At 62.2% G+C, this 11852-nt stretch carries 9 protein-coding genes; 5 read left to right on the top strand and 4 right to left on the bottom strand.

All coding sequences use genetic code 11. From position 1 onward, the window contains the following. Positions 1 to 34: 34 nt before the first annotated feature. The 4 genes from OZ411_RS06870 to OZ411_RS06855 form a co-directional block, all read right to left on the bottom strand. A complete protein-coding gene (locus tag OZ411_RS06870; RefSeq protein WP_207234420.1) occupies positions 35 to 1102 on the bottom strand; it encodes a BMP family ABC transporter substrate-binding protein in 1068 nt (355 codons plus the stop codon). Between the two features lie 80 nt (positions 1103 to 1182). Next, a complete protein-coding gene (locus OZ411_RS06865) occupies positions 1183 to 2103 on the bottom strand; it encodes an ABC transporter permease (protein WP_028161877.1) in 921 nt (306 codons plus the stop codon). Next, positions 2100 to 3206, bottom strand: coding sequence for an ABC transporter permease (locus OZ411_RS06860; RefSeq protein ID WP_282527315.1), 1107 nt, complete (start codon positions 3204 to 3206; stop codon positions 2100 to 2102). The genes OZ411_RS06865 and OZ411_RS06860 overlap by 4 nt, the downstream gene beginning before the upstream one ends. After that, positions 3193 to 4773, bottom strand: a complete 1581-nt coding sequence (locus tag OZ411_RS06855) for an ABC transporter ATP-binding protein (RefSeq protein ID WP_282527314.1) — start codon at positions 4771 to 4773, stop codon at positions 3193 to 3195. Before OZ411_RS06855 ends, OZ411_RS06860 begins: the two co-directional genes overlap by 14 nt. A 379-nt stretch (positions 4774 to 5152) precedes the next feature. On the opposite strand from OZ411_RS06855, the gene OZ411_RS06850 reads away from it, so the two are divergent. From OZ411_RS06850 to OZ411_RS06830, 5 genes are all read left to right on the top strand, one after another. Continuing rightward, complete coding sequence (locus OZ411_RS06850; RefSeq protein ID WP_282527313.1) at positions 5153 to 6493, top strand: 8-oxoguanine deaminase; 1341 nt, start codon at positions 5153 to 5155, stop codon at positions 6491 to 6493. A 246-nt stretch (positions 6494 to 6739) separates the two neighbouring features. Continuing rightward, positions 6740 to 8224 (top strand): 4-hydroxyphenylacetate 3-hydroxylase N-terminal domain-containing protein, encoded by a 1485-nt coding sequence (locus OZ411_RS06845; RefSeq protein WP_282527312.1) that lies wholly within the window; start codon positions 6740 to 6742, stop codon positions 8222 to 8224. 17 nt (positions 8225 to 8241) lie between these two features. Next, a complete protein-coding gene (locus OZ411_RS06840) occupies positions 8242 to 9435 on the top strand; it encodes an amidase (RefSeq protein ID WP_282527311.1) in 1194 nt (397 codons plus the stop codon). After that, positions 9432 to 10349: a polysaccharide deacetylase family protein gene (locus OZ411_RS06835; RefSeq protein ID WP_282527310.1), complete on the top strand. Its 918-nt coding sequence runs from the start codon at positions 9432 to 9434 to the stop codon at positions 10347 to 10349. Before OZ411_RS06840 ends, OZ411_RS06835 begins: the two co-directional genes overlap by 4 nt. Then, positions 10346 to 11851 (top strand): amidohydrolase family protein, encoded by a 1506-nt coding sequence (locus tag OZ411_RS06830; protein WP_282527309.1) that lies wholly within the window; start codon positions 10346 to 10348, stop codon positions 11849 to 11851. The genes OZ411_RS06835 and OZ411_RS06830 overlap by 4 nt, the downstream gene beginning before the upstream one ends. The last annotated feature ends 1 nt before the right edge of the window (position 11852 follow it).

Below are 11852 nucleotides of genomic sequence, written 5' to 3'. Positions count from 1 at the left end.
TTCGCTGACTTGTCGCCCGCCCGACGGTTAAGCCTTATTTTGGAACGGTACCCTCGACCCCTTCAACGTACCAATTGAGCGAGCTGAAAGTGGCCTCGGACATCTTGCCGCCGGCGGGAACCATTTCCTTGCCGGTGTTGTCCTTGATCGGTCCGGCAAATGGATTAAGCGTGCCCGCGATGATCGCCGCCTTCTTTTCCTCAAACACCTTCACAACTTCTGGCGGGATATCGGGATTGAGCGGAGCCATCACCACCAATCCTTCCTTGAGACCCCAGCGGATGCGCCGATTACCGGTCCAGGTGCCATCGAGCACCTTCTTGGTCTCGTCGATGTAATAACCGCTCCAGTCCTCCGTCGAGCCAGAGAGCTGGGCTTTCTTGCCGAAGCTCGACATATCGGCATCGATGCTGAACGCATAGGTGCCCTTCTCCTGCGCTGCCTGGATCGAGGCCGGCGAGTCCGTATTCTGGGCAACGTTGTCCGCACCCTGCGCAATCAACGTGTCTGCCGCCTGGCGCTCCTTGCCGGGATCATACCAGGTGTTGACCCAGATCGGCTTTACCTTGATCTTCGGATTCACGGCTTGAGCACCAAGGGCCATCGCGTTGATATTGCGCATGACGCTCGGGATCGGGAACGAACCGATGAAGCCAAGCGTGTTCGTCTTCGTCATAAGCCCGGCGATCGTGCCGATCAGGTAGAAGCCTTCCTCGAAGCGCGGCTCGTAGACCGTGATATTGGCCGCCGTCTTGAAGCCGTTGACGTGCTCGAACTTGACGTCCGGGAACAGCTTGGCGACCTTCTGAAGCGGCTCCATGTAGCCGAACGAAGTCGCAAAGATCAGCTTGTTGCCGTCGGCTGCGAGCTGACGGAAGACGCGTTCGGAGTCCGCGGTTTCCGGGACGTTTTCCACGAAGGTGGTCTTGATCGCAGAGCCCATCGCCTTCTCAAGCGCCAGCCGGGCCAGATCGTGTTGCTGCGTCCAGCCTCCGTCGCTACGCGGTCCCAAATAGACGAAAGCGACCTTCAGCGGCTCGGCAGCCGGAGCCGCAACGGGTGCGGCCATCGCCAAACCCACGGCCGTGGCCATGGACCACATTTTCAAGAACGTTCTTCGTTGCATAACGCCTACCTTTGTCTGGAGCTTGAATTGCTGAAGCCGCACCGCGAGGCCCCTGATCACGCGGCCGAATGGAAACTCCGGCCAAGGGAAGCCGGTTGGTTCAACAAGATGGTCTTGGGATCGCGGCAGATGATCACCAGCACGATGATCGTCGCCGCGTAAGGCAGCATCGACAGGAACTCGGTCGGGATCGGCAGACCGAAGCCCTGCGCGAACAGTTGGAATTGCGTGACACCACCAAAGAGATACGCACCGACAACGATGCGTGTCGGCTTCCACGTGCCGAAAACCACGAGCGCAAGCGCGATCCAGCCCTTGCCGGCAGACATGCCCTCGACCCACATCGGGGTCTGGACCAGCGACAGATACGCACCCGCGATGCCAGCCATCGCCCCGCCGAACATCACAGCCAGGTAGCGGGTCTTCAGGACGGACTTGCCGATCGAATGCGCGACGCTCGGCGACTCGCCGATCGCCCGCAGCGTCAGGCCGGTGCGCGACTTCGTCAGAAACCACTGCACACCGACGAACAGTGCAATGGAGAGATAGACCATGATGTCGTAGTGAAACAGGAGATCGCCCACCACGGGAATGGCGGTCAGCCCGGGAATGGTGATCGGCGTCAGCCGGTTCACCGGCAGGCCGGCGTAGTTGTAGCCAACGAAGGCCGACAGGCCGATGCCGAACAAGGTGAGCGCGAGGCCGGTGGCGACCTGATTGGTCTGCAGGTTGAGCGTGAGAAAGCCGAAAAGCAGGGACAACGCGACAGCGGCGCAGGCCGCAGCGAGGAAACCAAGCGCAGCGCTGCCGGTCGCATATGTCGTGGCGAAGCCGGTCACCGCACCGATCAGCATCATGCCCTCGATGCCGAGATTGAGGACGCCGGACCGTTCGACGACGGTTTCGCCAAGAGCCGCGTAGATCAGCGGCGTGGCCGCGACCACGGTGCTGGCGATCATCGGGACAATTGGATTCATGCGGCGGTCTCCGCCTGTACCGGTGGTTTCAAGGTATTGGCCTCGACCGGCGCAACGCGTTTCAGCCGGAACGTGATGAACAAATCGGCGGCCAGGAGGTAGAACAGCAACAAGCCTTGGAAGAGCCCGGTGATCGCGGACGGCAAGCCCATGCCCATCTGCGCCGCCTCGCCGCCGAGATAAAGCAGCGACATGAGCAGCGCGCCGAACACGACGCCGATCGGATGCAGCCGGCCGATCCAGGCCACGATGATGGCGGCGAAGCCGTAGCCGGGTGATATCTGCTGTTGCAGCCGGCCGATGGGACCGGCGACTTCGCACACGCCGGCGAGCCCGGCGGTGGCGCCACAGATCATCAGCGCAATCCAGATGTTGCGCTTTTCCGAGAAGCCGGCATAGGCCGCCGCGGCAGGAGCCAGCCCCGCGACCTGCATCCGGAAGCCGGCAAAGGTCTTCTGCGAGAATATCCAGGCCACCAGTGCCAGCCCGAGCGCATAGACAATGCCCCAGGTCACCCGTGTTCCGCTGATGAGGATCGACATCGTCTCGGCATCGCCGAAGCCTTGCGACTGCGGATAGTTCAGCCCCTGCGGATCGCGCCATGGCCCGTGCACGAGCCACGACAGCACCAACTGGGAAATGTAGACCAGCATCAACGTGACGAGAATTTCGTTGGTGTTGAACCGGGTTCGAAGAAAGGCGGGAATCGCGGCCCAGGCCATCCCGCCGAGCACTCCGGCCAGTAGCATCAATGGCATCGCAAACGCAGATTCGCTGTCGCCGAACCAGAGTGCGACGCCGCCGCCGGCGATCGCTCCCATGGTGAGCTGTCCTTCGGCGCCGATGTTCCAAACATTGGCTCTGAAGCCCAAGGCGAGACCCAATCCGCAGAGCAGCAAGGGCGTCGCTTTCAGGAGCAATTCCCCGATGCCGTAGGTGGTCGACACCGGCTTGACGAAGAACAGATAGAACGCCTCCACCGGATCCTTGCCTAAGACCTTGAACAGCACGAATCCGGTTACGAGCATACCGACCGCCGCCAGCAGCGGCGAAGCGACGCTCATGATGGACGACGGCGTCGCGCGCCGCTCAAGCTTGAGCATCGGCCGTCTCCAGATGCGCGTTTGCGGAAGCTGCTTGGCTCTCCGCCCGATCGCCGAACTTGCCGCTCATCCATGTCCCGATCTGCTCGATCGATGTCTCCGCGGGCTTGACCGGCGGCGAAAGACGTCCATCGGCGATCACCGCGAGGCGATCGCTGATGGCGAAGAGCTCATCCAGTTCCTCTGAAATCACCAGAATCGCGACGCCCTGATCGCGCAGATCGATCAGGGCCTGCCTGATCAATTGCGCCGCGCCGACATCCACGCCCCAGGTCGGTTGCGCCACGATCATCATCTTGGGCTGCAGCATCGTCTCCCTGCCGACGATGAATTTCTGAAGATTGCCGCCGGACAGGCTAGAGGCGACCGATTGGTCGCCGCCGCATTTGACCTTGAATCGCTCGATCACGTTCTTTGAAAAGGCCTTCATGACCGACGGATGGATGATGCCCCTCTGCACCATGCCCTTTCGCGCTCCGGTCAGGAGCGCGTTCTGGGCCAGGCTCATCGGCGGCACCGCGCCGCGTCCAAGCCGCTCCTCCGGAACGAAGGTCAGGCCAAGCGCGCGCCGCTGCGCCGGATTGAGATTGCCGGCCGGCTGCCCCAACAGCTTGATCATGGAAGCCGGGCTCAAGCGCTCGCCCGAGAGCGCCGTCATCAATTCCTTCTGGCCGTTGCCGGAGACGCCGGCGATACCGAGGATCTCACCGCTGCGCACCGTCAGGTCGATCTCCTTGAGCGACGTCCCGAAAGGATCAGGCGAAGCCAGCGATAGACGCTCGACCTTCAGTCTTTCTTCTTTGGCTTCGCGCGGCGTGAGGCGGCATTCCGCCAGTTCGCCGCCAATCATCATCCGCGCCAGGCCTTCATTGGTCTCATTGCGCGGAATAGCCGTGCCGCTGACCCGTCCGCCGCGCAGCACAGTTGCGGTATCACAGAGCGCGCGGATTTCATCGAGCTTGTGGCTGATGTAGAGGATGCTGCATCCTTCCGCCGCCAGCCGGCGTAGCGTCTTGAACAGGGTAAGGACGGCCTGCGGTGTCAGCACTGACGTCGGCTCGTCCATAATCAGGAGCTTCGGCTCCTGAAGCAGGCAGCGAACGATCTCAACCCGCTGTCTTTCGCCCACCGACATGCTGTGAACCAGCCGATAGGGGTCGACGGGCAGTCCGTACTTCTCCGATACTTCTGTTATCCGCGGCGCCAGCTTCGCGGTCGGAACAGGCTCATCCAGCGCGAGTGCGATGTTCTCCCAGACCGTCAGCGTCTCGAACAGCGAGAAATGCTGGAATACCATGCCGATGCCCATTCGCCGCGCCTGTGCCGGCGCGGCGATGGTTTCATACTGATCGTTCCACATGATGGTGCCGGCGTCCGGCTTGGTGACGCCGTAGATCATCTTCATGAGCGTGCTTTTGCCGGCACCGTTCTCGCCCAGCACGGCGTGGATCTCGCCAGGACGGATGCTCAGCGAGACATCGTCGTTGGCGACGACACTGGGATAGCGCTTGGTGATACCAGTCAGCACCAGACGCGGCTTCAGATTGGCAAATCCAGACTGGTCCATGTCTCCGATGAGCCTCGATCCCGTAAAAGCACGGATCTCGCCGCGCTCATGGTGAACACAAGCAAGCTGCGCGCCAAGTCGCTGCAAGGGGAGGTCCGGGGCACGGCGGAATCGACAACCGACAGGCGCCTCGCTCACCCACCGCCGCCGCGTGGTTGACGGCTGGCACCGCATTTCGCTGAGCGATGTCGCGGCGGTGCCTTACCGCGGAATGAGCTTGATAGTGTCTGGCATCCGTCTTGCTCTCCGACCGATCGGATTTGCGGAGGTCGAGAATGCCCTATGTCAAAACGCGTGATGGTGCCCGCCGAGCTGTTTCTTGCAGCGGAATCAAACCGCTCACTCGCGCACAAGAAGCCGGTTTAGCGGCGCTCATCCGATGAAGACCTGGATTCGCGATCCGATTGCCATGCTGGCGGATGGCGGCAAGCGCGGGCTTGTCATTGAGGACGGAAAGATCATCGAACTGGTCGGATCGGACGGCCCGACAACGCCATGCGATGAGATATTCGATGCACGCCGGCACGTGATCATTCCCGGCCTCGTCAATGCGCACCACCACTTCTTCCAGACACTGACGCGCGCCCACCCTCAGGCAATCAACAAGCCGCTGTTCCCCTGGCTCAAGCAGCTCTACCCGATCTGGGGTTCCCATCTCGACCGCGACCGCTTCCGGCTCGCGGTCCGTGTGGCGCTGACCGAACTGTTGATGTCCGGCTGCACCACGGCCTCCGACCATCTGTTCGTTTTTCCGCAAGACATGGCTGACGCCGTCGATATCGAAGCGGAGGAAGCCTCTCGGCTTGGAATGCGGATGACGCTAACGCGCGGCGCCATCAATCTCGGCTTTGCGAACGGAGGCATCGCCGACGAACGATTGATGCAGGATCACGATACGGCGATCGCCGATTGCGAACGGGTACTGGCGAAGTATCACGATCCTCGCGAAGGTTCGCTGCTGCGCGTTGCGTTGGCGCCGTGCGCGCCGTTCAATGTCACGCGCCAGATGATGATCGACACGGCAACACTTGCTTGGAAGCATCACTGCCTGCTCCATACTCATCTCGGCGAAACGCATGATGAGGACGACTACTGCCTCCACCATTATGGCTGCCGTCCGCTCGACTATCTCGAACAGGTCGGCTGGATGAACGAACGCGTCTGGCTCGCACACGGCATCCACTTCAATGACGCCGAAATCTCGCGGCTGGGCGCGCACGCCATGGGCATCTGTCACTGCCCGACCTCGAACATGGTGCTATCGTCGGGCATCTGCCGGACCAGGGATCTGGAAGCTGCGGGCGCGACCATCGGCCTCGGTGTGGACGGCTCTGCCTCGAACGACAGTTCGAACCTGATGGAGTCGGTGCGCCACGCATTCCTGCTTGGACGGCTCGCGTACGACGCATCCGCAGTCACCCACCTCGATGCGTTCAGGTGGGCGACGGAAGGCTCCGCCCGATGCCTTGGACGCAGTGATATCGGCAAGATCGAAGTTGGCCGTCAGGCCGACCTTGCCTGCTTCACGCTGGAAGAATTGCGATTTTCAGGAGCCGGAGACCCGATCGCGGCTCTGGTTCTCTGCGGCGCGCATCGAGCGGACCGCGTCATGATCAAGGGCAAATGGCGCGTCACGGATGGCGCACCGGTCGGGATCGATGTCGCTCAGCTCAGATACGAACATGGCAGGGCTGCGGCGGCGTTTCTCGCCAGCATCTAGCTGCCGAGTAGCGACGCATGAAGGAGGTGGCCGCATGCAACTGCACACAATTTTCGCGTCTCCATGCTCAATTCCTGACCACACCATTCGATAGCGGGCGAAAAACTCTGGAATAGTCGGCGATCGCACTGCCCAACGGTTCAGCTTGACCACCGATCTTCGCGAACACTAGTGTCAATGACGCTTCCGGCTGCAATGGGTAAATGCCTGGCGTCGGATTCCAGCACAATTTTGCGGAGTCCTTGCATGGCCAAAGACGGAAACGCCTATCTTTCAAGTTTGCGCGACGATCGCTCGATCTACATCGACGGGCGAAAGGTCGCGGATATCACGACCGATCCCAGCTTTCGCAACGTCATCGAGACCGTCGCCGGCCTGTACGATTTCCAGGCCGCGCCGGAAAACCTTGATCTGATGACGTTCCGGTCACCGACCAGCGGCGAGCGGGTCAATCTGGCGTGGCAGCTTCCGAAGACCTATGGCGACCTCGTGAGGCGGCGACAGGCCATCGAGACATGGTCGACACTGTCATGCGGCATGATCGGCCGATCGCCCGACCATGTGGCGTCCACGCTCGCGGGCTTCCGGATGGGACTTGCAGCCTTCCGCGACCATCACCCCGCCCGCGCGGCCGCACTGGAATCCTATTTCCAGTACGCCCGGGACAACGATCTCTTCCTGTCCTACGTCATCATCAATCCGCAATCGGACAAAGGCAAATCAGCGGGCGAGCAGCCGGATCCACATCTGGTGGCTTCTGTTGTCGACGAGGACAGCGGCGGCATCACCATCCGTGGCGCCAAGATGCTGGCGACCAGCGGCGTGATGGCGAACGAGCTTCTGATCTCGGGCTTTCAAGCGTTGCAGGCAGGCGACGAAGCCTACGCTTTCACGGCCGTCGTGCCATTGGGCGTCAAGGGACTGACGTTGATGTCCCGCCGCAGCTACGAGCAGAATGCCACTTCGACGTTCGACTATCCGCTCTCTTCCAGGTTCGACGAGAACGATGCCGTCGTCCATTTCGACGACGTCAAGATACCCTGGGACCGCGTCTTCGTGTTCAAGGACCTGAAAATGGCCCAGGCCCAGTGGCACGACACCCGCGCGCATGTCTTCCAGAACTATCAATGCATGGTCCGCTTGATGGTGAAGTTGAGATTCCTGCTGGGAGTGGCGCGCAAGATCGCCGAGACCAACAACATCATCAACTTTCCGCAGGTGCGCGAGGCTTTGGGTCTGATGGCTGCGAAGGTGAGCAACATCGAAGCGCTCGTGATCGCGATGGAGATGAAGGGCGAGATTTTCGGCGAGTTCTACGTGCCGGACCGATCCCTGCTCTGCACGGCCCAGGTCATCGCGCAGAACACCTATCCGGAGATCGTGGAAGCGATCCGTTCGCTCTCGGGCGGCGGCATGATCATGGTGCCCTCTTCCTATGCCGATTTCGCAACCCCTGAAACCAATGCCATCATTCACAAGACGCAGCGTTCGCCGATCACGACGTCGGAGCAGCGCGTCAAGCTGATGAAGCTTGCCTGGGATGCGGTCGGTTCCGAATTCGGCTCACGCCATCTGCAATATGAAATGTTCTATTCCGGCGCACCGTTCGTGACGCGCGGAAACAGCTTCCGGTTTTTCGACTGGGATAGTGTCAAGGGCTCCGTCGACCGATTCATGAGTTCCTATGATCTGCCGAAAGGCGATCTGAAACTTTCGGATGCCGCAGAGTAGCCGGGCAGTTGCGATCGATGGTCAGTGCGGAAGAGATCAGGCGTCTGGCATTCGTGGGGCATGGCCCCTCTTCGCTCAGGCTGGTCGAGCATGGGCCGCTCTCGGACCTTTCTTTTGCGGCCAAGGACCTGATGGATGTGGCCGGATACAAGACGGCGTGGGGAAATCCGGACCGGTTGCGGGGCGCCGATCCGGCCGTCGCGACCGCGCCGGCCGTGCTGGCCTCGTTGATGGCTGGCGCGCACCTCGTTGGAAAGACGCATACCGACGAAATCGCCTGCGGCATGTTCGGAATGAACCCGCATTTCGGGGTACCGATCAATCCAAAGGCACCGGCGCGCGTACCCGGCGGATCGTCCAGTGGTTCGGCCTCTGCCGTCGCGGCCGGCTTTTGCGACTTCGCGCTTGGCACCGATACGGGCGGTTCGATTCGCGTGCCCGCAAGCTTCTGCGGTCTCTATGGCCTGCGCACGACTTACGGCCGTTTGTCGGTCGCCGGCATTATGGCGATGGCGCCGAGTTTTGACTCCGTCGGCTGGCTCGCGCGCGATGCGGCAACGATGAAGCGCGTCGGCGAGGTCTATTTCGGAGCGAGCGGCCCGTTCAAGCCGGCCCGCCTGCTGCTCGCGCGCGACGCGTTCGACGTCCCCGTGCGCGAGATCGGCGGGGCGCTCCTGCCTGTGGCAAAGTCGCTTGGCGGCGCGACTGAAGTTGCCTTGTTCGAGGAAGGAGTCGAGTTCTGGCTCGACACATTCAGGCCGCTGCAACTCCACGATCTCTGGTCCACGCTCGGCGCGTGGGCCACAATGCCGGGCCGAACGTTGAGTCCCGCGGTGGCCGAGCGGATCGAGCTTTCATCGCATGTCGATCCCGCAAAATTCTCGGCCGCGGCGGTGCGTCGCGAACAACTGACGGACCGGCTGGTATCGCTGTTGGGAAACGATGGCGTGCTGATGATTCCGACCGCGCACGATCTTCCGCCACTTCGCGAGGCCCCGGTTTCGGCGCAGATCGAATTCCGTGAAAAGACGCTGGCCCTCACCTGTGTCGCGAGCCTGTGCCGGCTGCCACAAATCAACATCCCGGCGATCACCATAGATGGCTGTCCGATCGGACTGTCGTTCATCGCGGGGCCACGGCGCGATCAGCTTTTGCTCGATCTTGCCGTCAGGATCGGCGATGCCTTGCCGGCAGCTTCGGGCGCACAATGAAAGGCCACGACGAACGGGATTTCATCGGCTACGGCAGAAGGCCGCCAAGGCCGCGCTGGCCCAACGACGCACGGCTGGCAATCGTGATCGTCCTCAACATCGAAGAAGGCGCCGAACCATCGATTCCCGATGGCGACGGCGCAACGGAACTGGCGCTGACCGACGGCATCGCGCAGGAGGTCCCGACGGGAATGCGGGATTTCGTCGCCGAATCGCTGTTCGAATATGGCGCGAGGGTCGGCTTCTGGCGGATCGTCGACACCATGGCCGAACGTAGCGTCCCGCTCACCGTCAACGCCTGCGCGCAAGCCTTGTTGCGCAACCCCCACGCTGCGGAGGCGATCAAGACACACGGTTTCGACCTGTGCTGCCATGGCGACCGTTTCGTCCGGCATTTTCTGATGAGCGAAGCCGAAGAACGAAGCGCCATTGGCCGCGCCGTGGCCGGCTTCGAGCGGGCGGTCGGACGCCGTCCGCTCGGCTGGCAGAGCCGCTATTCGCCGAGCCGGCATACCCGCGCGCTTCTGGTCGAGCATGGCGGCTTTCTCTACGATTCCGACAGCTATGCTGACGACTGGCCTTATTGGGTAAGGGTCGGCGAACGTCCCCATCTTGTCATTCCGCACAGCTTCACCAACAACGACAATCGGCTTGCGACCGCAAAACTCGGCACGGCGAACGATTTCTTCGACCATCTTTCGTCGGCCATGCGCGTCCTCCATGAGGAAGGCCGCCGTCACCCGCGCATGATGACGATCAGCCTGCACAGCAGGATTTCCGGCCAGCCGGCCCGGTTCGAGGCCATCACCCGGTTTCTCGATTTTGCGGCGAAGCACGAAGCCGTCTGGTTCGCCGGCCGTAGTGACATCGCCCGGCACTGGATTGCGATCCATCCCCCAGGACAAGATCAATGACGGCGCAGGAACGTCTCTTGCTAGCGGGAGGCCTCGTCGTCGATCCGGCATCCGGAACGGTCGATCGAAAGGATCTGCTGATCGAAGACGGCAGGCTTGCCTGGATCGGAACAACCGGCGGGGCACCTTCGCATTCAGCAACGCGGCGCAATGTCAGCGATCGGCTGATCGTTCCCGGTCTCGTCAACTCCCACACCCATGGCCACGCCAATCTGATGAAGGGCATCGCCGAAAGGTGGACACTCGAGGCGTCGCTGACGAACGGACCATGGCTCGCCGGCCCGCGCGATCCGGAGACGATCTATCTGTCGACGCTGGTCGGCGCCATCGACATGCTGACGAAGGGCTGTACTGCCTGTTTCGATCTGCTCTACGAGTTTCCGCGGCCGACGGTGGAAGGCTTCATGGCGGCGGCGCGAGCCTACGCCGATGCCGGGATGCGCGCCGCGCTCGCGCCGATGATCGCCGACCAGACCCTGTTCCAGTCGATCCCGGGACTAGCGGACGCGCTGCCGCCGGATTTGCGCGCGTCGGTGGGCAACTTTTCCCTCGCAAGCGGCGAAAGGACGCTTGCGGCCATCGAAGAAATCGTGACCACGCGAGCGCAACTCCCCAAGGGCATCTCGATCGCCATCGCGCCGACGATCCCGCATCACTGCTCGGAGCCTTTCCTGCAACGCTGCATGGAGATCGCCGACCGCCACGGGCTGCCGATCCATATGCATATCGCAGAGTCGCGGCTACAGGCGGTCGCCGCCCGCAAGATCTATGGCCGCTCCCAAGTCCGCTATCTTGCCGACCTCGGCATGCTCCGGCCCAAATTCACGGCGGCGCACGGCGTCTGGCTCGACGATGACGACCTCGACCTGCTCGCGGAGCACGGCTGCTCGGTTGCGCACATTCCCGCAAGCAATTTCCGACTCGGATCTGGCATCGCCCATGTCAGGCCGATGCTGGCGCGCGGCATCAATGTCGGGCTGGCGACCGATGGCGCAAACTCCTCCGACTCCCTGAGCATGCTGCAGGCGATGCGGCTTGCCTCCTTCTCAGCCCAGGTTTTCGCCGGCCCACGTGACGAATGGCTGCAAGCCAGCGAAGTCGTCAGGCTCGCGACCCGAGGTGGCGCGCAGATCCTCGGTCTCGGGGCCTGTGGGCCGATGGAACAAGGAGCGTGCGCCGACCTCGCCCTGCTTGATCTGAACCACATCGATTTCATTCCCGCCACCAATCTCCTCAACCAGCTGGTGACAAGCGCGGACTCCGCCGCGGTGACGGACGTCATGGTCGGCGGCCAATTCAAGGTCGTCGATCGGAAGATCGTTTCGATCGACACGCGGGAACTGCGCAGCCGGGTCGCTGAAAGCCTCGCGAAGCTCTCGGCCGCAACGTGCGACGCCCGCACCCTTGCCGGCCGGCTCGAACCCCATGTCGTGGCTTTCGCCCAGTCGATGGCGCAGGAGCCGCTTTCGATCGAACGGCGTATTCCACTGGAGGCGAGATAGC

This window comes from Bradyrhizobium sp. Arg237L (assembly GCF_029990105.1).
In the GTDB taxonomy this organism is placed as follows: domain Bacteria; phylum Pseudomonadota; class Alphaproteobacteria; order Rhizobiales; family Xanthobacteraceae; genus Bradyrhizobium.
This window is presented reverse-complemented; position numbering and strand designations above follow the sequence as displayed.

Bases quoted from the DNA above. Each gene is read 5' to 3' on its own strand.
- OZ411_RS06870 (WP_207234420.1), bottom strand. From the start codon at position 1,102: ATGTGGTCCATGGCCACGGCCGTGGGTTTGGCGATGGCCGCACCCGTT.
- OZ411_RS06865 (WP_028161877.1), bottom strand. From the start codon at position 2,103: ATGAATCCAATTGTCCCGATGATCGCCAGCACCGTGGTCGCGGCCACG.
- OZ411_RS06860 (WP_282527315.1), bottom strand. From the start codon at position 3,206: ATGCTCAAGCTTGAGCGGCGCGCGACGCCGTCGTCCATCATGAGCGTC.
- OZ411_RS06855 (WP_282527314.1), bottom strand. From the start codon at position 4,773: ATGGACCAGTCTGGATTTGCCAATCTGAAGCCGCGTCTGGTGCTGACT.
- OZ411_RS06850 (WP_282527313.1), top strand. From the start codon at position 5,153: ATGAAGACCTGGATTCGCGATCCGATTGCCATGCTGGCGGATGGCGGC.
- OZ411_RS06845 (WP_282527312.1), top strand. From the start codon at position 6,740: ATGGCCAAAGACGGAAACGCCTATCTTTCAAGTTTGCGCGACGATCGC.
- OZ411_RS06840 (WP_282527311.1), top strand. From the start codon at position 8,242: ATGGTCAGTGCGGAAGAGATCAGGCGTCTGGCATTCGTGGGGCATGGC.
- OZ411_RS06835 (WP_282527310.1), top strand. From the start codon at position 9,432: ATGAAAGGCCACGACGAACGGGATTTCATCGGCTACGGCAGAAGGCCG.
- OZ411_RS06830 (WP_282527309.1), top strand. From the start codon at position 10,346: ATGACGGCGCAGGAACGTCTCTTGCTAGCGGGAGGCCTCGTCGTCGAT.